The organism is Xanthomonas campestris pv. phormiicola (genome assembly GCA_025666215.1).
Lineage (GTDB): Bacteria > Pseudomonadota > Gammaproteobacteria > Xanthomonadales > Xanthomonadaceae > Xanthomonas_A > Xanthomonas_A campestris_A.
Genome location: CP102593.1, coordinates 3,396,518 through 3,422,134, shown reverse-complemented (window position 1 = coordinate 3,422,134; position 25,617 = coordinate 3,396,518). Strand labels below are relative to the sequence as shown.

General features: G+C 68.0%; 18 protein-coding genes and 1 tRNA gene. 16 read left to right on the top strand and 3 right to left on the bottom strand.

Annotated features, from left to right (window positions below; translation table 11 throughout):
• The first annotated feature begins 1 nt into the window (after window position 1).
• The 14 genes from nuoI (at window position 2) to pnp (ending at window position 16,529) form a co-directional block, all read left to right on the top strand.
• Window positions 2-490, top strand: coding sequence for an NADH-quinone oxidoreductase subunit NuoI (nuoI, locus tag NRY95_14145; protein ID UYC14867.1), 489 nt, complete (start codon window positions 2-4; stop codon window positions 488-490).
• A gap of 9 nt (window positions 491-499) precedes the next feature.
• Window positions 500-1,150 carry an NADH-quinone oxidoreductase subunit J gene (locus NRY95_14140; protein UYC14866.1) on the top strand — a complete coding sequence of 217 codons (651 nt, stop codon included), beginning with the start codon at window positions 500-502 and terminating at the stop codon, window positions 1,148-1,150.
• Entirely contained in the window at window positions 1,147-1,452 is a 306-nt protein-coding gene (gene nuoK, locus NRY95_14135; protein UYC14865.1) for an NADH-quinone oxidoreductase subunit NuoK, read from the top strand. The genes NRY95_14140 and nuoK overlap by 4 nt, the downstream gene beginning before the upstream one ends.
• A 7-nt stretch (window positions 1,453-1,459) precedes the next feature.
• Entirely contained in the window at window positions 1,460-3,616 is a 2,157-nt protein-coding gene (nuoL, locus tag NRY95_14130; GenBank protein UYC14864.1) for an NADH-quinone oxidoreductase subunit L, read from the top strand.
• Window positions 3,617-3,636: 20 nt separating this feature from the next.
• Complete coding sequence (locus NRY95_14125) at window positions 3,637-5,139, top strand: NADH-quinone oxidoreductase subunit M (protein ID UYC14863.1); 1,503 nt, start codon at window positions 3,637-3,639, stop codon at window positions 5,137-5,139.
• 37 nt (window positions 5,140-5,176) lie between these two features.
• Window positions 5,177-6,652 carry an NADH-quinone oxidoreductase subunit NuoN gene (gene nuoN / locus NRY95_14120; protein UYC14862.1) on the top strand — a complete coding sequence of 492 codons (1,476 nt, stop codon included), beginning with the start codon at window positions 5,177-5,179 and terminating at the stop codon, window positions 6,650-6,652.
• A gap of 210 nt (window positions 6,653-6,862) precedes the next feature.
• A tRNA-Met gene (locus NRY95_14115) sits at window positions 6,863-6,939 on the top strand.
• A gap of 204 nt (window positions 6,940-7,143) precedes the next feature.
• A complete protein-coding gene (gene rimP / locus NRY95_14110; GenBank protein UYC14861.1) occupies window positions 7,144-7,791 on the top strand; it encodes a ribosome maturation factor RimP in 648 nt (215 codons plus the stop codon).
• Window positions 7,788-9,299 carry a transcription termination factor NusA gene (gene nusA, locus NRY95_14105; protein UYC14860.1) on the top strand — a complete coding sequence of 504 codons (1,512 nt, stop codon included), beginning with the start codon at window positions 7,788-7,790 and terminating at the stop codon, window positions 9,297-9,299. Before rimP ends, nusA begins: the two co-directional genes overlap by 4 nt.
• Window positions 9,300-9,391: 92 nt before the next feature.
• Window positions 9,392-12,100, top strand: a complete 2,709-nt coding sequence (gene infB / locus NRY95_14100) for a translation initiation factor IF-2 (protein UYC14859.1) — start codon at window positions 9,392-9,394, stop codon at window positions 12,098-12,100.
• Window positions 12,101-12,216: 116 nt separating this feature from the next.
• Complete coding sequence (gene rbfA / locus NRY95_14095; protein UYC14858.1) at window positions 12,217-12,618, top strand: 30S ribosome-binding factor RbfA; 402 nt, start codon at window positions 12,217-12,219, stop codon at window positions 12,616-12,618.
• 235 nt (window positions 12,619-12,853) lie between these two features.
• On the top strand, window positions 12,854-13,780 hold the full coding sequence (truB, locus tag NRY95_14090; protein ID UYC14857.1) for a tRNA pseudouridine(55) synthase TruB: 927 nt from the start codon (window positions 12,854-12,856) through the stop codon (window positions 13,778-13,780).
• Window positions 13,781-13,995: 215 nt separating this feature from the next.
• Window positions 13,996-14,256, top strand: a complete 261-nt coding sequence (gene rpsO / locus NRY95_14085) for a 30S ribosomal protein S15 (GenBank protein UYC14856.1) — start codon at window positions 13,996-13,998, stop codon at window positions 14,254-14,256.
• Between the two features lie 164 nt (window positions 14,257-14,420).
• Entirely contained in the window at window positions 14,421-16,529 is a 2,109-nt protein-coding gene (gene pnp / locus NRY95_14080) for a polyribonucleotide nucleotidyltransferase (GenBank protein UYC14855.1), read from the top strand.
• A gap of 191 nt (window positions 16,530-16,720) precedes the next feature.
• Here pnp and NRY95_14075 read toward each other — a convergent pair whose 3' ends face one another.
• From NRY95_14075 to NRY95_14065, 3 genes are all read right to left on the bottom strand, one after another.
• Window positions 16,721-18,094 carry an EAL domain-containing protein gene (locus NRY95_14075; GenBank protein ID UYC14854.1) on the bottom strand — a complete coding sequence of 458 codons (1,374 nt, stop codon included), beginning with the start codon at window positions 18,092-18,094 and terminating at the stop codon, window positions 16,721-16,723.
• Window positions 18,095-18,213: 119 nt separating this feature from the next.
• Entirely contained in the window at window positions 18,214-18,528 is a 315-nt protein-coding gene (locus NRY95_14070; GenBank protein UYC14853.1) for a DUF3175 domain-containing protein, read from the bottom strand.
• 52 nt (window positions 18,529-18,580) lie between these two features.
• A complete protein-coding gene (locus NRY95_14065) occupies window positions 18,581-18,796 on the bottom strand; it encodes a hypothetical protein (GenBank protein UYC14852.1) in 216 nt (71 codons plus the stop codon).
• Window positions 18,797-19,113: 317 nt separating this feature from the next.
• Here NRY95_14065 and NRY95_14060 point away from each other — a divergent pair, with 317 nt between their 5' ends.
• Both NRY95_14060 and NRY95_14055 read left to right on the top strand, forming a co-directional pair.
• Window positions 19,114-23,478, top strand: coding sequence for a DEAD/DEAH box helicase (locus NRY95_14060; GenBank protein ID UYC14851.1), 4,365 nt, complete (start codon window positions 19,114-19,116; stop codon window positions 23,476-23,478).
• Window positions 23,479-23,954: 476 nt separating this feature from the next.
• Entirely contained in the window at window positions 23,955-25,616 is a 1,662-nt protein-coding gene (locus NRY95_14055; protein ID UYC14850.1) for a methyl-accepting chemotaxis protein, read from the top strand.
• The last annotated feature ends 1 nt before the right edge of the window (window position 25,617 follow it).

The window sequence follows — 25,617 nt, the reverse complement described above, 5'->3', positions numbered from 1 at the left end:
GATGAATAAAGTCACCCATTACTTCAAGAGCCTGCTGCTGCTCGAGCTGCTCGGCGGCCTGTGGCTGACCCTGAAGTACACGTTCCGTCCCAAGTACACCGTGCTGTACCCGATGGAGAAGTTCCCGCAGTCGGTGCGCTTCCGCGGCCTGCACGCGCTGCGCCGCTATCCCAACGGCGAGGAACGCTGCATCGCCTGCAAGCTGTGCGAGGCGGTGTGCCCGGCGCTGGCGATCACCATCGATTCGGCCAAGCGCGAGGACGGCACCCGCCGCACCACGCGCTACGACATCGACCTGTTCAAGTGCATCTACTGCGGTTTCTGCGAGGAAAGCTGTCCGGTGGACTCGATCGTGGAAACCCACGTGCTCGAGTACCACTTCGAGAACCGCGGCGAGAACATCGTCACCAAGCCGCAGCTGCTGGCGATCGGAGACCGGCTCGAAGCCGAGATCGCCGAGCGCCGCGCCGCCGACGCCGCCTTCCGCTGAGGTCCCGAAATGGATTGGGTAAATATCGCTTTCTGGATCTTCGCCACCATCGCCGCGGTCTCCGCCGGCGCGGTGATCAGCGTGCGCAACTCCGTGTACGCGGTGCTGTGCCTGATCCTGACCTTCTTCTCCATCGCCTGCGTGTGGCTGCTGGTGGGCGCCGAGTTCCTCGGCGTGACCCTGGTGCTGGTCTACGTCGGCGCGGTGATGGTGCTGTTCCTGTTCGTGGTGATGATGCTCGACATCGATACCGCGCGGCTGCGCCAGGGCTGGGTGCGCTACCTGCCGGTCGGGCTGGTGGTGGCGGTGGCGATGCTGGTGCAGATGGTCACCCTGATCGGGGTCAAGGCGCGCACCGCCACCCCGTTCCCGGCCGACAACGCCGCCGCGCAGGCCGCCGACACCTCCAACATCGCCTGGCTGGCCAAGACCCTGTTCACCCAGTTCCTGCTGCCGTTCGAATTCGCCGCGATCATCCTGACCGTGGCGGTGGTGGCGGCGGTGATGCTGACCCTGCGCAAGCGCACCGGCATCAAGACCCAGAACCCGGGCGAGCAGGCGCGGGTCAAGGCCGGCGACCGCTTGCGCATCGTCAAGATGGATGCCGAAAAGCCCACGCTGCACACCCCGGCTCCGGCGCCGCAGGAGGGCCAGCCATGATCACCCTAGGCCACCTGCTGGCGCTCGGCGCGGTGCTGTTCTGCATCAGCCTGGCCGGCATCTTCCTCAACCGCAAGAACGTCATCGTGCTGCTGATGTCGATCGAGCTGATGCTGCTGTCGGTCAACATCAACTTCGTCGCGTTCTCGCGTGAACTCGGCGACGCCGCCGGCCAGCTGTTCGTGTTCTTCATCCTGACCGTGGCCGCGGCCGAGGCCGCCATCGGCCTCGCGATCCTGGTGACGCTGTTCCGTACCCGCCACACGATCAACGTGGCCGAAGTCGATTCGCTGAAGGGCTGACCCGTAGATGGAAATCACTCTCTCCAAGAGTCTGCTGATCGCGGTGGTGCTTGCGCCGCTGGTCGGCAGCATCGTCGCCGGCCTGTTCGGTCGCCAGGTCGGGCGCAAGGGCGCCCAGTCCGTCACCATCCTCGGCGTGGCGATCAGCTGTGCGCTGTCGTGCTGGACGCTGTACCAGCTGGTCGGGCAGGGCGCGTCGCCGTTCAACCAGAACCTGTACACCTTCTTCGAGGTCGGCCACTACTCGGCCCACGTCGGCTTCATGGTCGATCGGCTGACCGCGATGATGATGGTGGTGGTGACCTTCGTGTCGCTGCTGGTGCACATCTACACCATCGGCTACATGGCCGAGGATCCCGGCTACCAGCGCTTCTTCAGCTACATCTCGCTGTTCACCTTCTCGATGCTGAGCCTGGTGATGAGCAACAACTTCCTGCAGCTGTTCTTCGGCTGGGAAGCGGTGGGCCTGGTGTCGTACCTGCTGATCGGGTTCTGGTTCAAGCGGCCGAGCGCGGTGTTCGCCAACATGAAGGCGTTCCTGGTCAACCGCGTCGGCGACTTCGGTTTCATCCTCGGCATCGCCGGCGTGCTGCTGTGGTTCGGCACGCTCGACTACGCCAGCGTGTTCGCCAACGCCACCGCGGTGCTCGGCAACGAGGCGGCCGGCGGCCTGGCCCAGGTGCAGCTGTTCCAGGGCCACCCGTGGAACGTGGCGACGATCATTTGCATCTGCCTGTTCATCGGCGCGATGGGCAAGTCGGCGCAGGTGCCGCTGCACGTGTGGCTGCCCGACTCGATGGAAGGCCCGACCCCGATCTCGGCGCTGATCCACGCCGCGACCATGGTCACCGCCGGCATCTTCATGGTGGCGCGCATGTCGCCGCTGTTCGAACTGTCGGAAACCGCGCTGAACTTCGTGCTGTTCATCGGCGCCACCACCGCGTTCTTCACCGGCCTGATCGGCATCGTGCAGAACGACATCAAGCGCGTGGTCGCCTACTCGACGCTGTCGCAGCTGGGCTACATGACCGTGGCGCTGGGCGTGTCGGCGTACTCGGCAGCGGTGTTCCACCTGATGACCCACGCCTTCTTCAAGGCGCTGCTGTTCCTGGCCGCCGGCTCGGTGATCGTCGGCATGCACCACGAGCAGGACATGCGCAAGATGGGCGGCCTGCGCAAGTACATGCCGGTCACCTACTGGACCAGCGTGATCGGCACCCTGGCGCTGGTCGGTACCCCGTTCTTCGCCGGCTTCTACTCCAAGGACACGATCATCGAGGCGGCCGCGCACCATGCGCACGAGTCGCACAACTGGATCGCGACCTACGGCTACTGGGCGGTACTCGGCGGCGTGCTGATCACCAGCTTCTACAGCTTCCGCCTGCTGTTCCTGACCTTCCACGGCAAGGAACGCTTCCGCGATGCGCATGCGCACGACGCGCACGCGCACCACGACAGCGCGCATGCCGACGCGCACGACGCGCATGCGCATGACGACCATGGTCACGACGACCACGGCCACCATGGCGCGCACGAGCCGCACGAGTCGCCGTGGGTGGTGACGGTGCCGCTGGTGCTGCTGGCGATCCCGTCGATCGCGATCGGCTTCTTCACCATCGGCCCGATGCTGTTCGGTACCGATTGGGCGGGGCACCATGCCGCAGTGGCGATCAAGGGCCAGGCGGTCGGTTTCTTCAGCGGCATCATCGACTTCTACAACCCGGCGCGCGACAGCGTCGGCGCGCTGGCCGAGGAGTTCCACGGCCCGGTCGCGTTCGCGCTGCACGGCCTGACCCAGCCGCCGTTCTTCCTGACCCTGGCCGGCTTCGCCCTGGCCTGGATCCTGTACCTGTGGAAGCCCGAGCTGGCGGCGAAGGCGCGCAAGACGTTCTCGCTGCCGGTGTGGATCCTCGAGAACAAGTACGGTTTCGACAAGCTCTGGATCGACGGCTTCGCCGGCGGCGGGCTGGGCCTGGGCAAGGTGTCGCGCGCGGTGGATACGCATGTCGTGGACGGCGTCATGGTCAACGGCACCGCGCGCGTGATCGACCTGGCGGCCAACCTGCTGCGTCGCACGCAATCCGGTTTCCTCTATCACTACGCCTTCGCGATGATCATCGGTCTCATTGCCCTGTTGGGCGTGCTGATGCATTTCTGGCGTTGACCTGTACGGAATAAGAACACGTGTCGAACTGGCCCCTACTGACTCTCCTGATCTGGCTGCCGATCCTCGGCGGCGCGCTGATCCTCGCGTTGCGCGACGCCAAGGCGGCGCGCTGGGCGTCGCTGCTGGTCGCGTTGCTGACCTTCGCCCTCAGCCTGCCGCTGCTCACCGGCTTCGACTACGCCAGCGACGCGCTGCAGTTCGTCGAGACCCATGCGTGGATCCCGGCCTACGACATCGGCTACAACCTCGGCGTCGATGGCATCGCGATCGCGCTGATCGTGCTGACCACGCTGGTCACGGTGCTGGCGCTGATCGGCGCCTGGACCTCGATCGAGAAGCGGGTCAACCAGTACGTGGCCGCGTTCCTGATCCTGGAAGGCGTCACCGTCGGCATCTTCGCCGCCACCGACGCGATGCTGTTCTACGTGTTCTTCGAGGCGATGCTGATCCCGATGTTCCTGATCATCGGCATCTGGGGCGGCCCGCGCCGCATCTACGCCGCGGTCAAGTTCTTCCTGTACACCTTCCTCGGCTCGGTGCTGATGCTGGTCGGGTTGATCTACCTGTACCTGAAGGGCGGCAGCTTCCAGCTCGCCGACCTGTACCAGCTGTCGCTGACCTCCAAGGAACAGACCTGGTTGTTCTTCGCGTTCCTGATCGCGTTCGCGGTCAAGGTGCCGATGTTCCCGGTGCACACCTGGCTGCCGGACGCGCACGTGGAGGCGCCGACCGCCGGTTCGGTGATCCTGGCGGCGATCGCGCTGAAGATCGGCGGCTACGGCTTCCTGCGCTTCAACCTGCCGATCCTGCCCGACGCCAGCAACGAATGGGCCTGGCTGGTGATCGCGCTGTCGCTGATCGCGGTGATCTACGTCGGCCTGGTCGCGCTGGTGCAGGACGACATGAAGAAGCTGATCGCGTATTCGTCGATCGCGCACATGGGCTTCGTCACCCTGGGCACCTTCGTCGCCTTCGCCCTGGTCGGCTTCGGCAGCGCCGATGCGGCGCGCCTGGGCCTGCAGGGCGCGATGGTGCAGATGATCTCGCACGGCTTCGTGTCCGGCGCGATGTTCTCCTGCGTCGGCGTGCTCTACGACCGCATGCATACCCGCCGCATCGCCGACTACGGCGGCGTGGCCAACGTGATGCCGTGGTTCGCGTCGTTCTCGATGCTGTTCTTCATGGCCAATGCGGGCCTGCCCGGCACCAGCGGCTTCGTCGGCGAGTTCATGGTGCTCATGGCCAGCTTCCAGACCCATCCGCTGCTGGCCGTCGGTGCGGGCACCACCCTGGTGATCACCGCCGCCTACACCCTGTGGCTGTACCGGCGCGTGTTCTTCGGCGAAGTGGCCAACGCGCACGTGGCCGAACTGAAGGACATCAACGGCCGCGAGGCCTTGGTGCTGGGCGTGTTCGCGGCAGGCGTGCTGGCCCTGGGCCTGTATCCGAAGCCGCTGACCGACCTGATGGAACCCTCGATCGCAAAGCTGGCGGCGCAGATCGCCACCAGCAAGCTGTAATCGGGCCGTCGAGCGAAATGATTCCAGAGATTTGATGATGACCACCCCTGCGCTACTGCCCCTGACCGCCGTCGACCTGCCGCCCCTGCTCCCCGAGCTGGTGCTGACCGGCGGCGCCTTCGCCCTGCTGATGCTCGATCTGTTCATCAGCGAGCGCAACAAGGCCTGGACCCACATCGTCTCGGTGGCGATCCTGGTCGCGGTGTTCGCGATGCTGCTCGCCGGCGTGGGCGGGCAGGGCGAGGTGTTCAACGGCATGTTCGTGCGCGATGCCGCCGCCGACGTGATGAAGACGGTGATCGTCGGGCTCAGCGCGCTGACCCTGATCTACGGCTGGAGCTACCTGCGCGAGCGCAAGCTGTACCAGGGCGAGATCCCGGTGCTGGTGCTGTTCGCCACGGTCGGCATGATGATCCTGGTCTCGGCCGGTAGCCTGCTGATGGTGTACCTGGGCCTGGAGCTGCTGGCGCTGTGCTCGTACGCGCTGGTCGCGTCGAACCGCGACAACGGCATGGCCACCGAAGCGGCGATGAAGTACATCGTGCTCGGCTCGCTGGCCTCGGGCCTGCTGCTGTACGGCATGTCGCTGATCTACGGCGCCACCGGCACGCTGAGCCTGACCGGCATCCACGAGGCGATCGGTTCCACCCACGAGCGCACGCTGCTGCTGACCGGCACCCTCTTCATGATCGCCGGGGTGGCGTTCAAGCTCGGCGCCGCGCCGTTCCACATGTGGCTGCCCGACGTGTACCAGGGCGCGCCGGCACCGGTCGCGCTGTTCATCAGCTCGGCCTCGAAGCTGGCCGCGTTCGGCATGGCCTACCGGCTGCTGGAAGTGGGCGTCGGCCCGCTGGCCGAGCAGTGGCACTGGGTGGTCGGCGGCCTGGCCGCGCTGTCGCTGCTGGTCGGCAACCTGATGGCGCTGGCACAGAGCAACCTCAAGCGCATGCTGGCGTATTCCACGGTCTCGCACATCGGCTTCCTGCTGCTCGGCGTGGCCGGCGGCGGCGAGCGCGGCTATGCGGCGGCGCTGTTCTATGCGATCTGCTACGCGGTGATGTCCACCGCCTCGTTCGGCGCGATCATCGCGATGTCGCGCAAGGGCTTCGAGGCCGAGCACATCGACGACTTCAAGGGCCTGAACGCGCGCAACCCGTGGATGGCGCTGCTGGTGCTGTGCATCATGGCCTCGCTGGCGGGCGTGCCGCCGTTCCTGGGCTTCTGGGCCAAGCTGGCGGTGCTCGGCGCGGTGCTCGCGGTGCCGACCGACAACCTGTGGTGGACCGGCCTGGCGATCCTGTCGGTGCTGTGCGCGGTGATCGGTGCGTTCTACTACCTGCGCGTGATCAAGGTGATGTATTTCGACGAGCCGGTCGGCGAGCCGTTGCCGGCCAACGACGACCGCGTGCTCGGCGTGGTGCTCGGCGTCAATGCGATCGGCTTGCTGGCGCTGGGCCTGGCCTGGAGCCCGCTGATGGCGTGGTGCCAGCGCGCGTTCGCGCATCTGGCCTGATCGCGCGCCAAAGCGCTGTTTTCAAGCTGTTTGCGACAACGCCGCCGTCCTGGCGGCGTTGTCGTTTGTGCATCGATCGACGCTATCGCTATTCCGCTTCCGGTCGCTTGCGGTTATCATGTGTCTCGAAGACCGGCGGCATCGCCACCGGGTCGGATGAAAATCAGGGCTTGCAATCATCGCGCTGATTCTTCATAATTCCGCTTCTGCTGCGGGGTGGAGCAGTCTGGCAGCTCGTCGGGCTCATAACCCGAAGGTCGCAGGTTCAAATCCTGCCCCCGCTACCATATTTGTCTACAGCGGCAACCAGTTCACCGGTTGCCTGCGGTAGGGAAATCTGGGCTTCGCGAAGACGCATGTTCCCGTCTTTGCAACCGGAATCCAGCTTTACCGGAGTCGTACCGGACAAGGGGCCCAACGGGCCCTTTGTCGTTTCCGGGGTCCGGGAAAACCGCCAGGACCGAATCATTCATTCAAATGCAAGGCAGGCTGTGAGCGACAAGGCAAACGAAATCGCGAATCTGCTGGGCCCGACCGTGGACGCGTTGGGTCTGGAACTGCTGGGGGCGGAATACCTGCCGGCCCCGGGCGGCGCCACGCTGCGCCTGTATATCGACGTACCGCTGGCCGAGCAGCCCGAGCGCATCGTCAACATCGACGATTGCGAGCGGGTCAGCCGCGAAGTGTCGGCGCAGCTGGACGTGGAAGATCCGATCAGCGGCAACTACACGCTGGAAGTGTCCTCGCCCGGCGTGGACCGTCCGCTGTTCACCGCCGCGCAGTTCGCGCGCCACCAGGACGAATCGGCCAAGGTGGTGTTGAAGCTGCCGCAGCAGGGCCGTCGGCGCCTGCAGGGGCGCATCGCCCAGGTGGACGTGGACGCCGGCCGCATCGTGTTCGAGGTCGACGGCGCCGAACTGGCGGTGGACTTCGACAATATCGACAAGGCGCGGATCCTGCCCGACTGGGCGGCGCTGGGCCTGGCCCCGACCAAGCCGGGCAAGACGCCCAAGCAGCCGGGTAGCACTCCCAAGCTGCCGGCCAAGCGCCCCAAGCCGGCCGGCAAGACCGCAAAATCCAATAAGAAACCATCCAACGAACCGGCAGCCGACAAGGCTGCGCGCGGAGCGAAAGAATGAGCAAGGAACTGTTGCTGGTAGTCGACGCGGTGGCCAACGAAAAAGGCGTGCCGCGCGAAGTGATCTTCGACGCGATCGAGGCCGCCCTGGCCTCGGCGGCGAAGAAGCGCTACCCCGATCAGGACGTGCTGACGCGCGTCACCATCGATCACAAGGACGGCAATTACGAAACCTACCGCCGCTGGGAAGTGGTGGCCGACGACGTGGTGATGGAATCGCCGGACCGGCAGATCCGCCTGATGGACGCGGTCGACGAAGCCGAAGGCGTGGACGTCGGCGACTACATCGAAGAGCAGATCGAGAACCCGGATTTCGGGCGCATCGCCGCGCAGGCCGCCAAGCAGGTGATCGTGCAGCGCGTGCGCGAGGCCGAGCGCCAGCAGGTGGTGGACGCGTGGAAGGACCGCATCGGCGAGCTGGTCACCGGCGTGGTCAAGCGCGCCGAGCGCGGCAACATCTATGTCGACCTGGGCGGCAACGCCGAGGCCTTCATTCCCAAGGACAAGGGCATCCCGCGCGACGTGCTGCGCGCCGGCGACCGCGTCCGCGGCTACCTGGCCGAAGTGCGCTCGGAGCCGCGCGGCCCGCAGCTGTTCATCAGCCGCGCCGCGCCGGAATTCATGATCGAGCTGTTCAAGCTGGAAGTGCCGGAAGTGGGCCAGGGCCTGGTCGAGATCAAGGCCTGCGCGCGCGATCCCGGCGACCGCGCCAAGATCGCGGTGCTGGCGCACGACACCCGCACCGATCCGATCGGCGCCTGCATCGGCATGCGCGGTTCGCGCGTGCAGGCGGTGTCCAACGAGCTCAACGGCGAGCGCGTGGACATCGTGCTGTGGAACGACAACCCGGCCAACTTCGTCATCAACGCGATGGCGCCGGCCGAGGTGCAGTCGATCATCGTCGACGAGGAAAAGCACTCGATGGACCTGGCGGTGGCCGAAGACCGGCTGGCCCAGGCGATCGGCAAGGGCGGCCAGAACGTGCGTCTGGCCAGCCGCCTGACCGGGTGGCAGCTCAACGTGATGACCGCCGAGCAGGTCGCGGCCAAGTCCGAGGCCGAGCAGACCGTCGCCCGCCAGCTGTTCATGGACAAGCTGGAAGTGGACGAGGAGATCGCCGCGATCCTGGTCGCCGAGGGCTTCAACTCGGTCGAGGAAATCGCCTACGTGCCGGTCGGCGAGTTGCTGGCGGTGGAAGGCTTCGACGAGGACATCGTCGAGGAGCTGCGGGCCCGCGCGCGCGATGCGTTGCTCAACGAGGCGCTGGCCGCCGAGGAAAGCGACGACAGCGGCGTGCCGGCGGCGGATTTGCTGTCGCTGGAAGGCATGGACGAGGCCACCGCTTACGCGCTGGCCAGCCATGGCGTGCGCACCAGCGAGGACCTGTCGGATCTGGCTGCGGACGAAATCCTCGAATTCGGCATCGAGGATGTGGACCAGGAGCGCGCCGCTGCGCTCATCCTGGCCGCCCGTGCCGAGGAGATCGCCCGATTGGAACGCGGCGAATGAGTCAGCGATGAATGCCGCCCTGAACCGATCAGGGCTTAGAATCCGCGCTACCTTCGCACGCGAGGGGGCGCCAACCAGATCATAGGATCCGAATGTCGCAGCAAACCACCATCCGCAAGCTGGCCGAACTGGTGAACACGCCGGTCGATAAACTGCTGGTTCAACTGGCCGAGGCCGGAATGAAGTTCAGCGGTCCCGACCAGGTCGTGACCAGTACCGAAAAGATGAAGCTGCTTGGCTTCCTGCGCCGTACCCACGGCAAGACCGACAAGCCGGTCGAGGAAGAAGCCCAGGCCGCGCCGAAGAAGATCACCCTGAACCGGCGCAAGCTGCAGGAAGTGACGGTCAGCGCCGGTCGCAGCAAGACCACGGTCAACGTCGAGGTCCGGCAGAAGCGTACCTACGTCAAGACCGCCGAAGACCTCGCTGCCGAGCGCGCGGGCATGTCGTCGGGCGGACGGGTGGATGACGAGCGCGCCGAGATCCTGCGCAAGCTGGAAGCCTCCAAGCAGCGCAATCTGGCCGAACAGCAGAAGCTCGCCGAGCAGGACCGTGCGCGCGCCGAGGAAATCGAGCGCAAGCGCCAGGCCGAGCAGGATGCGCGCGACCGCGTGGAAGCCGAGCGCAAGGCCGCGCAGGCCGCGTTGGAAGCCGAGTCGGCGCCGCCGGCCGCCGCGGCGGTGCCTGCGTCCGCGGCGACCCCGACTACCGGTGCCGGCACCGGCGCCGCCGCCGCGCCGCGTGCGCCGCGTCCGGCCACCGCGCCGCACCATCCGCCGAAGCCGGCCGCGCCGCGCAGCGACGACCGCAACGCCGGCAACAAGCACAAGACCCGCGGCTCGCACGTCATGGTCGCCGGCGTCGAGGACGACGACAGCACCAGCCGCTTCGCCGGCCAGCTGCACCTGTCCGCGGCCGATCGCGCGCGCCGTTCCAACGTGCGCGGCAAGCCGCGCGGCGGCAACAGCGGTGGCCGTCGCCAGCCCGAGCCGTCGCGCAGCGGCGGCGGCGCGCATGGCTTCGAGCGTCCGACCGCACCGGTGGTGCGCGAAGTGGCGATCGGCGAGACGATCACCGTGGCCGACCTGGCGCAGAAGCTCGCGCTGAAGGGCGGCGACGTGGTCAAGGCGCTGTTCAAGATGGGCGTGATGGCCACCATCACCCAGTCCATCGACCACGATACCGCGGCGCTGATCACCGAGGAGCTGGGCCACAAGCCGGTGCGCGCGGGCAGTGCCGATGCCGAGGACGCGCTGCTGGCGCACACCGAGGACGAGCAGGGCGAGAAGCGCCCGCGTCCGCCGGTGGTCACCATCATGGGCCACGTCGATCACGGCAAGACCTCGCTGCTGGACTACATCCGCCGCACCAAGGTCGCCTCCGGCGAAGCCGGCGGCATCACCCAGCACATCGGCGCGTATCACGTCGAAACCGATCGCGGCGTCATCAGCTTCCTGGACACCCCGGGCCATGCGGCCTTCACCTCGATGCGCGCGCGCGGCGCCAAGCTGACCGACATCGTGGTGCTGGTGGTGGCGGCCGACGACGGCGTGATGCCGCAGACGATCGAGGCGGTCAAGCACGCCAAGGCGGCCGGCGTGCCGCTGATCGTGGCGGTCAACAAGATCGACAAGTCCGGCGCCGATCCGCTGCGGGTCAAGAACGAACTGCTGTCGCAGGACGTGGTCGCCGAAGAATTCGGTGGCGACACCCAGTTCGTCGAAGTCTCGGCCAAGACCGGCGCGGGCATCGACACGCTGCTCGACGCGATCTCGCTGCAGGCCGAAGTGCTGGAACTGAAGGCGGTGTTCGACGGCCGCGCCAGCGGCGTGGTGATCGAATCCTCGCTGGACAAGGGCCGCGGCCCGGTGGCGACGGTGCTGGTGCAGCAGGGCAGCCTGAAGAAGGGCGACTACCTGGTGTGCGGCGTGCAGTACGGCCGCGTGCGCGCGCTGTTCGACGAGAGCGGCGGCCAGCCGGCCGAGGCGGGTCCGTCGATCCCGGTGCAGGTGCTGGGTCTGTCCGGCGTGCCGGATGCCGGCGACGACTTCGTCGTGGTCGACGACGAGCGCCTGGCCAAGGACGTGGCGCAGCAGCGCGAGACCAAGCGCCGCGAATCGCGCCTGGTGTCCTCGGCGGGCAGCCGCATGGAAGACATCATGTCGCAGCTCGGCAAGGGCGAAGGCCAGCTGTCGCTGAACCTGGTGATCAAGGCCGACGTGCAGGGTTCGGTGGAAGCGCTGAAGCAGTCGCTGGTGGCCCTGTCCAACGAGCAGATCCGGATCAACGTGATCCACTCCGGCGTCGGCGGCATCACCGAGTCCGATGCGAACTCGGCGCTGGCCTCCAAGGCCACGGTGATCGGCTTCAACGTGCGTGCGGACGCTTCGGCGCGGCGCATCATCGAAACCAACGGCGTGGACCTGCGCTACTTCTCGATCATCTATGACGTGATCGACCAGGTGAAGCAGGTGGCCTCCGGTCTGCTCGGCGTGGAAATCCGCGAAGAGATCATCGGTACCGCGCAGGTGCGCGACGTGTTCCGCAGCTCCAAGTTCGGCGCGGTCGCCGGCTGCATGGTGGTGGAGGGCGTGGTCAAGCGCAACAAGCCGATCCGCGTGCTGCGCGACAACACCGTGGTGTTCGAGGGCGAGCTGGAATCGCTGCGTCGCTTCAAGGAGAACGTCGACGAGGTGCGCAACGGCACCGAGTGCGGTATCGGCGTGAAGGCCTACAACGACGTCAAGCCGGGCGACCAGATCGAGTGCTTCGAGCGCATCGAAGTGCAGCGCACGCTGTGATGTAGCCGGGACTCGGGTTCCGGGACCCGGGACCCGGAAAGGTAAGAGCTGTCGCTTTTGCTTTTCCGAGTCCCGAGTCCCGAGTCCCGAGTCCCGCATAAAAGAGATTCCGGACCATGGCAACAAAATCCTTCCACCGTACCGATCGCGTGTCCGCGCAGATCCGCCGCGACCTGGGCACGATCGTGCATTCGGCCGTGCGCGATCACGGCCTGCCGTCGGTCAGCGTTTCCGATGTCGAGGTCACCCGCGACCTGGCCCATGCCAAGGTGTTCGTCACCGCGCTGATGCAGGAGCGCTCGGCCGAGGCGGTCAAGGGCTTGAAAGAGCTGGCGCCGCAGCTGCGCAGCGAGCTGGCGCGGGCGATGAAGCTGCGCCACGTGCCCGAACTGCATTTCCACTACGACGATTCGGTCGATCGCGGCGAGCGCATCGACAACCTGCTGCGCGACATGCCGGAACTGCAGCAAACCGAAGACGACGACGGCGACAGCGAGCCGGCTCCGTCCAAGGAGTGAGCGGTGGCACGATGCGCAAGCATCGATGCCGCACGCAAGTCGCGTTGGCCAGCGGCAAGTACTTTGCAGCGATGGCCATGCTGTTCCAGCCTCGTCGTCGCCTGTCGTAGCCGCTGTCCGCTGCCGTCGACAGCGGTTCACCACGTCCGGCCTGCAGCATCGCAGGCCTCACCGTCCGACTCCCGATTCGGCGTTTCCGAGTCCCGAGTCCCGAGTCCCCGGTCCCGATTCCCCCATGCCCGTCTTCGGCCCCCGACTGCCCCGCATCTCCTTCCGCCGCCTCGACGGCATCGTGCTGCTCGACAAGCCGGCCGGCATGAGTTCCAACGCGGCGCTGCAGGCGGCGCGGCGGCTGTTCCGTGCCGAGAAGGGCGGCCATACCGGCAGCCTGGATCCGCTGGCCACCGGCCTGCTGCCGCTGTGCTTCGGCGAGGCGACCAAGCTGGCCGGGCTGCTGCTCGGGTCGGCCAAGGCCTATGAAGCCGAGATCGTGCTCGGCGTGAGCACCGACAGCGACGATGCCGACGGCGCGGTGCTGCGCACCCGGCCGGTGCCGGCGATCGATGCGGCGACCCTGCAGGCGGCGCTGGCGCCGCTGCGCGGACGCATCCGCCAGCGCGCGCCGATCTATTCGGCGCTGAAGCAGGGCGGCGAGCCGCTGTACGCGAAGGCGCGCCGCGGCGAGGCGATCGAGGCGCCGGAGCGCGAGGTCGAGGTCCACGCCATCGACGTGCTCGCCCACGAAGGCGAGCGCCTGCGCCTGCATGTGGCCTGCGGCTCCGGCACCTACATCCGCAGCCTGGCCCGCGACCTGGGCGAGGCGCTGGGCTGCGGCGCGCACATCGCCGGGTTGCGGCGGCTGTGGGTGGCGCCGTTCCGGGCGCCGCAGATGGTGACCCTGGAGCGGCTGCAGCAGTTGGCCGCGCAGGATCCGGCGGCGCTGGAAACGCTGCTGCTGCCGCTGGCCGCCGGCCTGGTCGATTTCCCGCCGTTGCGCCTGGACCATGCTGCGGCGCAGCGTTTCCGCATGGGCCAGCGCCTGCGCGATGCCGCCTGGGCGCCGGGCGCGGTCGCGGTGTTCGGCGCCGACGGCCTGCCGTTGGGGCTGGGCCAGGTCGACGCCGGCGGGCTGCTGGCGCCACAGCGCATGTTCAACCTCTGATTCGCGACCTGCCGAGGAGCCCGGCGCGGGCCGCGATGCGGCCGGCCTGGCCGTGACGCAGCGTTAACACCTTGTTCGTCCGGGCTGGGACCGGTACAATTCCGCGGCCTTTACGGCATCCCTGCGCTCCGGCGCAATCCTTCGCAATCGGCGAGCCAGGCGGTGCGTCTCATCAGCACGTTCCTGCCGGCCCCGCATCTCAGAGAAACCACAGCATGTCCATCGACACCCAGAAAGTCATCGAAGAAAACAAGCGCGGCGCCGCCGACACCGGCTCGCCGGAAGTGCAGGTCGCCCTGCTGACCGCCCGCATCGAGCTGCTGACCGGCCACTTCAAGACCCACAAGAAGGACCACCACAGCCGCCGCGGCCTGCTGCAGATGGTCAACCGCCGCCGCAGCCTGCTCGACTATCTGAAGAAGAAGGATGGCGAGCGCTACAAGGCGCTGATCGAGAAGCTCGGCCTGCGTCGCTGAGTCAACGAACCCTACCGCGGCGCAGTGATGCGCCGCGGTTTTGTTTTGGGTAGTACCGTGGCCCGGGGAATGCTCCGCGCCGCCGGCCGGATCCTCCCGGCCACCCGCCAGCGGCATGGGCCGTCAGCGGTCCATTCGAAGACAGCATCATCCAAGGAAACCCCGTGGCAAAAATCACCAAAACCTTCCAGTACGGCAAGCACACCGTCACCCTCGAAACCGGCGAGATCGCCCGCCAGGCCGGCGGCGCCGTCATCGTCAAGATGGACGACACCGTACTGCTGGTCACCGCCGTCGCCGCCAAGAGCGCGCGCGAAGGTCAGGACTTCTTCCCGCTGACGGTCGACTATCAGGAGAAGTTCTACGCCGGCGGCCGCATCCCCGGCGGCTTCTTCAAGCGCGAGGGCCGTGCGACCGAGAAGGAGACGCTGATTTCGCGTCTGATCGACCGTCCGATCCGTCCGCTGTTCCCGGAGGACTACAAGAACGAAGTGCAGATCATCGCCACGGTGATGTCGATGAACCCGGACATCGACGGCGACATCGCCGCGCTGATCGGCGCCTCGGCCGCGCTGTCGCTGGCCGGCACCCCGTTCAACGGCCCGATCGGCGCTGCCAAGGTCGGTTACAAGAACGGCGAGTACATCCTCAACCCGACCATCACCGAGCTGAAGGATTCGCAGCTGGAGCTGGTCGTGGCCGGTACCGCCAACGCGGTGCTGATGGTCGAGTCCGAAGCGGCGCTGCTGTCGGAAGAAGTGATGCTGGGCGCGGTCACCTTCGGCCATCGCGAGATGCAGAAGGTCATCAACATCATCAACGAGCTGACCGTCGAAGCCGGCACCAAGCCGTCGGACTGGGTCGCCCCGGCGAAGAACGAAGGCATGATCGCGGCGCTGAAGGAAGCGGTCGGCGATCAGCTGGCGTCGGCCTTCCAGGTGCGCGACAAGCTGCAGCGCCGCGACGCGATCTCGGCGATCAAGAAGGACGTGCTGGCGCAGCTGACGCCGCGCGCCGCCGTCGAAGGCTGGGTCGCTGCCGACCTGTCCAAGGAATTCGGCGAGCTGGAATACCAGACCATGCGCGGCTCGGTGCTGAGCACCAAGGTGCGCATCGACGGCCGTGCGCTGGACACGGTGCGTCCGATCAGCGTCAAGGCCGGCGTGCTGCCGCGGACCCATGGCTCGGCGCTGTTCACCCGCGGCGAGACCCAGGCGATCGTCATCACCACGCTGGGCACCGCCCGCGACGGCCAGGTGATCGACGCGGTCAGCGGCGAGTACAAGGAAAACTTCCTGTTCCATTACAACTTCCCCCCCTACTCGGTGGGCGAGTGCGGCCGCTTCGGCGCGCCGAAGCGTCGCGAGATCGGCCACGGCCGTCTGGCCAAGCGTGGCGTGCTGGCGGTGATGCCGAGCATGGAAGAGTTCCCGTACACGATCCGCGTGGTCTCGGAAATCACCGAGTCCAACGGCTCCTCGTCGATGGCCTCGGTGTGCGGCAGCTCGCTGGCGCTGATGGACGCCGGCGTGCCGGTGAAGGCGCCGGTCGCGGGCATCGCGATGGGCCTGGTCAAGGAAGGCGACGACTTCGTGGTGCTGTCGGACATCCTGGGTGACGAAGATCACCTGGGCGACATGGACTTCAAGGTCGCCGGTACCGCCGAAGGCGTGTCCGCGCTGCAGATGGACATCAAGATCGAAGGCATCACCGAAGAGATCATGAAGCAGGCCCTGGCGCAGGCCAAGGCCGGCCGCCTGCACATCCTCGGCGAGATGGCCAGCGCGCTGACCAGCCCGCGTTCGGAACTGAGCGACTACGCGCCGCGCCTGCTGACGATCAAGATCCACCCGGACAAGATCCGCGAAGTGATCGGCAAGGGCGGCTCGACCATCCAGGCGATCACCAAGGAAACCGGCACCCAGATCGACATCCAGGACGACGGCACCATCGTCATCGCCTCGGTCAACGCGATCGCTGCGCAGGCCGCCAAGGCGCGCATCGAGCAGATCACCTCGGACGTGGAGCCGGGCCGCATCTACGAAGGCAAGGTCGCCAAGATCATGGACTTCGGTGCGTTCGTCACCATCCTGCCGGGCAAGGACGGCCTGGTGCACGTGTCGCAGATCTCCAGCGACCGCGTCGAGAAGGTCAGCGACGTGTTGAAGGAAGGCGATCTGGTCAAGGTCAAGGTGCTGGAAGTCGACAAGCAGGGCCGCATCCGCCTGTCGATGAAGGCCGTGGAAGAAGGCGAGGGCGTGACGGCCGAGTAAGCCGTCGGCGTCCAGCGCTGCAGCATGAAAAAAGCGGGCTTCGGCCCGCTTTTTTCATGCGCGCGGTTTCGTGCGCTGCGTTGGCGGGAACTACGTTGGCTCGGCGACCGAGCGAGGTACCGCGAGAGGGCGAGGAACACTGCGATAGCTGGAGCGCTTCGGCCGAAATGCCCTGGCGAGGCCGGCCGCGCTCAGTCCGGCTCGTCGCCGATCGCCGGATAGCGTGCCAGGTGCGCCGACAGCGGCCCCGGGTGCGCCAGTTGGTAGCCTTGCCCGTAGTGCGCGCCCAGCGCCTGCAGCGTGGCCAGTTCGCTCTCGGTCTCGATGCCCTCGACGATGACGCTGGCGTCGGTCTCGGCGGCGAAGGACAGGATCGCCAGCGCCAACCGCTGGCGCCGCGGTTCGGCGTCGATGCCGCGGGTCAGGGTCAGGTCCAGCTTGATGATGTCCGGCGACAGGTGCAGCAGGTGGCGCAGGCTGGCGAAGCCGGTGCCGGCGTCGTCCAGCGCGATGCGCAGGCCTTGCCGCTGCAGTGCGCCGATATGCTCGGACAGGCGCGGATAGTCCGGCGCCTGCAACTGCTCGGTGATCTCCAGCACCACCCGCGACAGGTCGTGGCCATGCAGCAACGCCTCCAGCTGCGGGTGCAGCAGGGTCTGCGCGGAGACGTTGATCGCCAGGTACAGCGGTGCCGGCAGCTGCGCCAGCACCTGCAGCGCCTTGCGCGCCGCGGCCAGCTCCAGTTCCAGCACCAGTCCGACCTTGCTCGCGTCGTCGAACCAGCGCAACGGCGCCAGGCCGGGATTGGACGGGAACCGCGACAAGGCCTCCACGCCGACGATGCGTTGCGTGGACAGCGCCAGCACCGGCTGGGTCACGATCTGCAGGCGCTCGTTGGCGACCACCTCACGGATGCGCGTGGCGATCGCCGCCTTCTCGCGGAATGCGTGTTTCTCCGCGTTCTGGCGGCGCGCGATATCGGTCTGCAGCGCGGCGCGGTCCATCGCCAGCGCCAGGGTCGCGCCGACCAGGGTCGCCAGCATTTCCAGCGTGCGCACGTCCTGCGCGGTGTAGCTGCAGCGGTACGGCGACATCACTTTCAGCACGCCGATGCCGCGGTCGCCGTAGCGCAGCGGCACCACCAGCATCGAGCGCAGGCCGACCTTGCGGCAGGCGACCAGGTTGACCCGCGGGTCTTCTTCCGAATCGTCGCACCGCAGCACCTGGCCGCTGCGCATGCACAGCCCGGACAGGCTGCCGTCGCTGGGCAGGCGCAGGCCCAGATGCTGTTCGGCGATGCCGCTGGCCGACCAGTACAGCATGTCGTTGCCGTCGCACATCTCCACCACCGCGCCGGTGGAACGGGTCAGCTCCTGCGCGCGGCGGGTCACCACATCGACCACCTGCAGCGGGTCGCTGCCGGCGGCGGCGATCTCGCCCTGGGCGAGGATGATCCGCGACAGCAGCAGCGCATCCTCGCTCATCGCCGAGGCAACGGGGCCACGTTCGGCAGCGGTATCGGCAGGGCGCTGGACCCAGTCCGAAATGTCGGGTTCCTTGGTCATGCCGCGATCATGCGCCCATGGTTCGGCGCAGGGCAATCGGCATGCGCCGGGGCTGCGCTGGCGAAGCACGGAATTGCCGCGCGCATCACGTTGCGCCGCCGGATGCGGTGTCGCGGCGCTTAGCCCGTGGCGCCCTTGCGCGGCTTGCCGTACAGGCTGCGCAGTTCGTCCTTGGCCTGTTCCAGCACTTCGCGGCGCTGGGCCGGCAGCTGCTTGCCGGCGCGGTTGATGTAGAAGGTCAGCATCGACATCGCCGAGCGGTAGGGACCGGTGCGGCGCCGCGCGCTCTGGTCGGCGGAGTGCTTGAGCGAACGGGCGATGGACACGGGATCGTCGCGTTCGAACACGCTGGGCGTGAGTTCCAGCGTATCGCTGCTTTCGTTGGCGCGCTGCACCCAGTGGGCGGTGGACACATTCGAGCTGCTGTTTGCCATTGGTGAGGCTCCTTGGCTAGGGAAGTGAAGAGGTGGAATCGAGGCGGAATCGTCATGCCGCCGATGGCGGGCGAATGGGTGGAGTGAAGAAGCGACCGTCGTCGGTGCGGACGCCGCCCCGACGTGCGCCGATGCCGCGCACGCACGTCGCGATGCGCCGTTGCACGCGGCCATCGCCGACCATGCGCGCGGTGCGCAATGCCGCCGCGTGCGCGCAGGCACGCGCCGCGGCGCGGCTGCGTCGGCATCTAAGCGGTTGTTCGATCATGCTGCCATGCTGCATGCAAGGCTCCCCGAAGCGAATTTCACGTCCGTTGCGCAAACCCTAGATGCGCAGGCGTGACGTCATCGACAACATAACCGCGCATATCGGGGTGCGTGGTAGACAGCGAGATTTTCACTGAACCATTAACCGAAAAAGCCCTTGAAAACAGCTGCGCCGCGCAGGCTCGCTTGATCTGCGTTGGTAACGTCACCATGTTTTCGCTACGCGATTGACTCGATTGTCGTGGCGAAGACAATCGGGACATTCCTTCTTTTCGCCCGCAGTGCATTCGATCGCGACGGTGCGTCGCAGGAGACCGCATGTCGTTCGTGCAAGCACGCTTTCATCCTGCCGTCGCCCGCTGGTTCGAGCGCTGTTTTGCTGCGCCGACGCCGGCACAGCTGGCCGCATGGCCGGCGATCCAGAGCGGGCGGCATACCTTGGTGGCGGCACCCACCGGCTCCGGCAAGACCCTGACCGCGTTCCTCGCCGCGCTCGATGCGCTGCTGCGTGAAGGCCTGCGCGATGGCGGACTCGCCGATCGCACCCAGGTGCTGTATGTGTCGCCGCTGAAAGCACTTTCAAACGATATCCAGCTCAATCTCGAGGCGCCGCTGGCCGGCATTCGTGCCGAGCTGAGCGCGCTGGGCCTGCCGGATGTGGAAATCCGCACCGCGGTGCGCACCGGCGACACGCCGCAGCGCGAGCGCGCGCAGGCGCGGCGGCGCCCGCCGCACGTGCTGGTGACCACGCCCGAGTCGCTGTACGTGCTGCTCGGTTCGGCATCCGGCCGCGACGCGCTGCGCCACGTGCGCACGGTGATCGTCGACGAGATCCACGCGCTGGCCGCGAACAAGCGCGGCAGCCATCTGGCGCTGTCGCTGCAGCGGCTGCAGCAACTGTGCGCGACGCCGCCGCTGCGCATCGGCCTGTCGGCGACGCAGAAGCCGATCGATGCGGTCGCGCGCTTCCTGGTCGGCAGCGCGGCGGTGCACGCGAGGCAGCCTGATTGCGCGATCGTCGACATCGGCTACGCGCGTGCCCGCGACCTGGCGCTGGAGCTGCCGCCGACGCCGCTCAGCGTGAGCATGTCCAACGACCAGTGGCAGCAGGTGTATGCACGCCTGGCCGAGCTGGTGCGCGCGCATCGCACCACCCTGGTGTTCGTCAACACCCGGCGCATGGCCGAACGCACCGCGCGGCACCTGGGCGAGCTGCTCGGCAACGAGGCGGTGGCGGCGCACCACGGCAGCCTGGCGCGCGAGGCGCGGCTGCTCGCCGAGCAGCGGCTCAAGGCCGGCCAGTTGCAGGTGCTGGTCGCCACCGCCTCGCTGGAACTGGGCCTGGACATCGGCGACGTGGACCTGGTGTGCCAGCTCGGCTCGCCGCGCTCGATCGCCAGTTTCCTGCAGCGCGCCGGGCGTTCCGGGCATGCCGTCGGCGGCACGCCGAAGGCGCGGCTGTTCCCGCAATCGCGCGACGACCTGGTCGAATGCGCGGCCTTGCTCGACTGCGTGCGCCGCGGCGAACTGGATGCGCTGCGCATCCTCGACGCGCCGCTGGACGTGCTGGCGCAGCAACTGGTTGCCGAGGTGGCCTGCCAGGAATGGGACGAGGACGCGCTGTACGCGCTGGTGCGCGGCGCCTGGCCGTACGCGACGCTGCCGCGCGAGCGCTTCGACACGGTGCTGCGGATGCTGAGCGAAGGCTTCAGCACGCGGCTCGGCCCGCGCGCCGGCTACCTGCATCGCGACGCGGTGCATCGCCGCGTGCGCGAGCGCCGCGGCGCGCGCATGGCGGCGCTGACCTCCGGCGGCACCATTCCCGAGACCGGCGACTACAGCGTGCTGCTGGAGCCGCAGGCCGAGAGCATCGGCACGGTCAACGAAGACTTCGCGGTGGAGAGCCTCAGCGGCGACGTGTTCCAGCTCGGCAACGCCAGCTATCGCATCCTGCGCGTGGAGCCGGGGCGGGTGCGAGTGGAAGACGCACGCGGCGCGCCGCCGAACATCCCGTTCTGGCTCGGCGAAGCGCCGGGGCGCAGCGACGAACTGTCGGCCGGGGTGTCGCGGCTGCGCGCGCAGCTGGAGCATTGTCTGCAGCAGGGCGGTGCGGCGCAGGCGTTGGCCTGGCTGCATGAGGAACTGGCGCTGGACGCCGCCGCTGCGCAGCAGCTGGTGGACTATCTGGGCCGCGCACGCACCGCGCTGGGCGCGCTGCCCACGCAAGCCTGCATCGTGCTGGAGCGCTTCTTCGACGACAGCGGCGGCACCCAACTGGTGATCCACAGCGTGTACGGCAGCCGCATCAATCGCGCCTGGGGCCTGGCCCTGCGCAAGCGTTTCTGCCGCACCTTCAATTTCGAGCTGCAGGCGGCGGCCACCGAGGACGCGATCGTGCTGTCGCTGTCGACCCGGCACAGCTTCGCGCTGGACGAGGTCGCGCGCTATCTGCACGCGGCGTCGGCGCTGGAGGTGCTGGTGCAGGCGCTGCTGGACGCGCCGCTGTTCGGCGTGCGCTGGCGCTGGAACGCCACCAACGCGCTGGCCTTGCCGCGCTTCAGTGGCGGGCGCAAGGTCGCCCCGCAACTGCAGCGGATGAAGTCCGAGGATCTGCTCGCCACCGTGTTCCCGGACCAGGTCGCCTGCGCCGAGAACCTGGTCGGCGAGCGCCAGATTCCCGAACACCCGCTGGTCGCGCAGACGCTGCACGATTGCCTGCACGAGGCGCTGGACAGCGACGGCTGGCTGCAGCTGTTGCGCGGCATCGAGGACGGCAGCGTGCGCGTGCTGGCGCGCGATCTGGCGGCGCCGTCGCCATTGGCGGCCGAGGCGCTGGACGCGCGGCCGTACGCGTTTCTCGACGACGCGCCGCTGGAAGAGCGCCGCACCCAGGCCGTGCACAGCCGCCGCTACCAGGACCCGGACAGCGCCGACGACCTCGGCCGGCTCGATCCGGACGCGATCGCCGCGGTGCGCGAGGAAGCCTGGCCGCAGCCGCGCAGCCGCGACGAGATGCACGAGGCGCTGGTCGCGCTGGGCGTGCTGACCGACAGCGAGGCGGCCGCGCATGCGGCGTGGCCGATGTGGCTGGCCGAGCTGGCCGCCGATGCGCGCGCCACCCGCTTGCAGGGAAGCGACGACGGCATCGCGCTGTGGGTCGCGGCCGAGTCGCTGGCGCTGATCGCGCCGCTGTATCCGCAGGCCGCGGCGCAGCCGCGCATCGCCGTGCCGGAGGGGTGCGCGATCGACGACTGGCAACGCCACCACGCGCTGCGCGAACTGCTGCGCTCGCGCCTGGCAGCCCTGGGGCCGGTGACCGCGGCGGCGCTGGCGGCGCCGCTGCAGATGCCGCTGCGCGAGGTGCAGGCGGCGCTGCTGGCGTTGCAGCAGGACGGCTACATCCTGCCCGGCCGCTTCACTCCCGAGGCCGGCGCCGACGAGTGGTGCGAGCGCCATCTGCTGGCGCGCATCCACCGCTATACGCTCGGCCGGCTGCGCCGCGAGATCGAACCGGTGGCGCCGCGCGATTACGCGCGCTTCCTGTTCCGCTGGCAGCACCTGGATGGCAAAAGCCGAGTCGCCGGCGCGGAGGCGCTGGCCAGCGTACTGGCGCAACTGGAGGGCTTCGAGGCGCCGGCGGCGCTGTGGGAGGCCGAGCTGCTGCCGGCGCGGGTGCGCGACTATGCCCCGGCCTGGCTGGACGAACTGTGCAGCGCCGGACGCACGCTGTGGACGCGCCTGCGCCCGGCAGCGGCTGGCGCGGTCGCTGCGGGCGGCACGGGTTCGCTGCGCAGCACGCCGATCCTGCTGCTGCCGCGGCGCAGCGCCGCACAGTGGTCGCGCCTGGTGCCGGCGGCGGCCGAGCCGGGCACGCCCGGTTCGCGCGCGCAGAAGGTCGCCGATTACCTGGGGACGCACGGCGCCTCGTTCTTCGACGAGATCGCCGAGGCGACGCGGCTGCTGTCCACCGAACTGGAAGAGGCGCTGGCCGAACTGGTGGCCGCAGGCCGCATCCACTGCGACAGCTACGCCGGCCTGCGCGCGTTGCTGGTGCCGGCCTCCAAGCGTCCCTCGGCGCTGTCGCGGCGCCGCCGACGGGTGCCGCTGTACGGCATCCAGGACGCGGGGCGCTGGGCGCTGCTGCGCGGCGTCGCCGACGCTGGCGACGCCGCGGCGCGCGGCGAGGCGCTCGAGCATCTGGCGCGGACCTTGTTGCGTCGCTATGGCGTGGTCTGCTGGCGCCTGCTTGAGCGCGAGGCGGCCTGGCTGCCGCCGTGGCGCGAGCTGCTGCGCGTCTATCGTCGGCTGGAAGCGCGCGGCGAGCTCCGCGGCGGGCGCTTCATCGGCGGGCTGTCCGGCGAGCAGTTCGCGCTGCCCGACGCGATCGGGCTGCTGCGCCAGGTACGCCGCCAGCCGCACGATGGCGCCTGGTTGTGCGTGGCCGCGGCCGATCCGGCCAACCTGCTCGGCAGCGTGCTGCCGGGCAGCCGGGTGCCGCGCGTGCCCGGCGCGCGGGTGCTGTACCGCGACGGCGTGCCGGTGGCGACCTGGGTAGCGGATCGGTTCGAGCTGTTGCAGGAATTGAGCGCTGCCGACAGCGCCGTGGCACGGCAGCGGCTGACCGAGACAGCGCCCTCGGGCGCACGCGATGCCATCGCCGCGATGCTCGCCAGCCTGCGCTGAAGACGCAGGGCTGCGACAGCGGCCTTCTTCGCCAACGTCGATGTATTCAGGAGTGGCGCGCCAGCGCGCAGCCGCGCAATTTTCACGCTTTGTCTACAAGTAACTTGGGTTCTCATTCCAGTTTGGTGCGACGTCGGCAAGGCCGGAATTCGCCGCACAGGACAAGTGCGGCATGCGCGCCAGACGCGGTCCAGTCTCTTTCCGCAGCGCCCGAACACCGCTCCGAAAGGCGCCGTGCGTATTCATCGAAGCGCCACAAGCACGCGCGTGTATGCCGAATTCCGCAGCTGCAACGCCGATTAAAGGCGGCTTTGGCGCACGCCGATAGCCTTCAGGCAACGCGATGCAGCGACGCGCCGGCTGCCCGGCGGCGGCTGCGCTGTTGCGCTCGTTCCCGATCCACGTGGTGCGGCGGGAAGGACGTCCGGACGCGCCGGCGTGGCGCGGTCGTTATCAAATAATCGGGGGGATACATCATGGTGGGCAATATGAAAATCGGCATCAGGCTGACCTGCGCGTTCCTGATCGTGGCCGCCATCGGCGCGTGCATCGGCTGGATCGGTATCCTCAATTCGGGAAAGATCAACGAATACGCGACGGTGCTGTACGAGCGCGAGCTGCTCGGCCTGTCGAATCTGAAGGAAGCCGACATCAACCTGATGGCGGCCGGCCGTGCGCGCGCCAACCTGCAACTGGCCAGCACCGCGGAAGAACGCGCCAAGCATGCCGCCAGCCTCGACAGGTACACCGCGCAAGTGGTCGAGCACATGGACAAGGCCAGGGCCTCGTTCGACGATCCGGCGTCGCTGGCCAAGCTGGCGCGGTTCGACCAGGTCTGGAAGACCTACCTGGAGCGGCGCGGCAAGTTCGTCGACTCGGTGATGCAGCTGCCGCTGTCGGAGAGCAATCCGCAATTGGCCGAATTGTCCAAGTCGGTGCGCAGCAGTTCCGACGAGCTGGATGCGCTGATGTCGGAGCTGGGCGAAGTGAAGGAAGCCAACGCCTCCAAGGCCAACGATGCGACCGATGAGATCTACAGCAGCGGTACCAAGACGATGATCGCGATCATCATCGGCGGCGTGCTGCTCGGGGTCGGCCTGGGCTTCTTCATCAGCCGCAGCGTGACCAAGCCGATCGGCAAGGCGGTGGATGTGGCCAATGCGCTGGCCGAGGGCGACCTGAGCATGGTCATCGAGAGCACGTCCAAGGACGAAGCGGGCCAGTTGCTGATGGCGATGCGGCGCATGGTCGAGAAGCTGCAGCAGGTGGTGGGTGAGGTCAATGCCAGCGCGCAGACCCTGGCCGGCGCTTCGGAGGAAGTCAGCGCCACCGCGCAGTCGCTGAGCCAGGCCTCCACCGAGCAGGCCGCGGGCGTGGAGGAGACCAGCGCCTCGCTGGAGCAGATGACCGCCTCGATCGGGCAGAACACCGAGAACGCGCGCATCACCGACGGCATGGCCGCACAGGCCGCCCGGGAGACGGTGGAGGGCGGCGAAGCGGTGGTCGCCACGGTGTCGGCGATGAAGCAGATCGCGCAGAAGATCGGCATCATCGACGACATCGCCTACCAGACCAACCTGCTCGCGCTCAACGCCGCGATCGAGGCGGCGCGCGCCGGCGAGCATGGCAAGGGCTTCGCGGTGGTCGCCGCGGAAGTGCGCAAGCTGGCCGAACGCAGCCAGGTGGCCGCACAGGAAATCGGCGAGGTCGCCGGCTCCAGCGTCGAACTGGCGGAGAAGGCCGGGCGCCTGCTGGAGACCATCGTGCCAAGCATCAAGAAGACCTCCGACCTGGTGCAGGAGATCGCCGCCGCGTCGCAGGAGCAGTCTTCCGGCGTGGCGCAGATCAATTCGGCGGTGGTGCAGCTGAGCCAGACCACGCAGCAGAACGCCACCGCGTCCGAGGAACTGGCCGCGACCGCCGAGGAGATGAGTTCGCAGGCCGAGTACCTGCAGCAGTCGATGGCCTTCTTCCGGTTTGGTCATGCCGAGGCGCCGCGCCCGCCGCGCGCTGCGGACAAGCCCAGCGCCAAGGCGATCACCGGCCGCGTCGAGCCCAGGCGCGTGCGCCCGCGTGCGCCGCAGCCGGCGTACGCGATGGCGGCGGGTCCGGACGAATCGCAGTTCGCCAGCTTCTGAG

Bases quoted from the DNA above. Each gene is read 5' to 3' on its own strand.
- nuoI (UYC14867.1), top strand. From the start codon at position 2: ATGAATAAAGTCACCCATTACTTCAAGAGCCTGCTGCTGCTCGAGCTG.
- NRY95_14140 (UYC14866.1), top strand. From the start codon at position 500: ATGGATTGGGTAAATATCGCTTTCTGGATCTTCGCCACCATCGCCGCG.
- nuoK (UYC14865.1), top strand. From the start codon at position 1,147: ATGATCACCCTAGGCCACCTGCTGGCGCTCGGCGCGGTGCTGTTCTGC.
- nuoL (UYC14864.1), top strand. From the start codon at position 1,460: ATGGAAATCACTCTCTCCAAGAGTCTGCTGATCGCGGTGGTGCTTGCG.
- nuoN (UYC14862.1), top strand. From the start codon at position 5,177: ATGACCACCCCTGCGCTACTGCCCCTGACCGCCGTCGACCTGCCGCCC.
- nusA (UYC14860.1), top strand. From the start codon at position 7,788: ATGAGCAAGGAACTGTTGCTGGTAGTCGACGCGGTGGCCAACGAAAAA.
- infB (UYC14859.1), top strand. From the start codon at position 9,392: ATGTCGCAGCAAACCACCATCCGCAAGCTGGCCGAACTGGTGAACACG.
- rbfA (UYC14858.1), top strand. From the start codon at position 12,217: ATGGCAACAAAATCCTTCCACCGTACCGATCGCGTGTCCGCGCAGATC.
- truB (UYC14857.1), top strand. From the start codon at position 12,854: ATGCCCGTCTTCGGCCCCCGACTGCCCCGCATCTCCTTCCGCCGCCTC.
- rpsO (UYC14856.1), top strand. From the start codon at position 13,996: ATGTCCATCGACACCCAGAAAGTCATCGAAGAAAACAAGCGCGGCGCC.
- NRY95_14075 (UYC14854.1), bottom strand. From the start codon at position 18,094: ATGACCAAGGAACCCGACATTTCGGACTGGGTCCAGCGCCCTGCCGAT.
- NRY95_14070 (UYC14853.1), bottom strand. From the start codon at position 18,528: ATGGCAAACAGCAGCTCGAATGTGTCCACCGCCCACTGGGTGCAGCGC.
- NRY95_14065 (UYC14852.1), bottom strand. From the start codon at position 18,796: ATGATCGAACAACCGCTTAGATGCCGACGCAGCCGCGCCGCGGCGCGT.
- NRY95_14060 (UYC14851.1), top strand. From the start codon at position 19,114: ATGTCGTTCGTGCAAGCACGCTTTCATCCTGCCGTCGCCCGCTGGTTC.
- NRY95_14055 (UYC14850.1), top strand. From the start codon at position 23,955: ATGGTGGGCAATATGAAAATCGGCATCAGGCTGACCTGCGCGTTCCTG.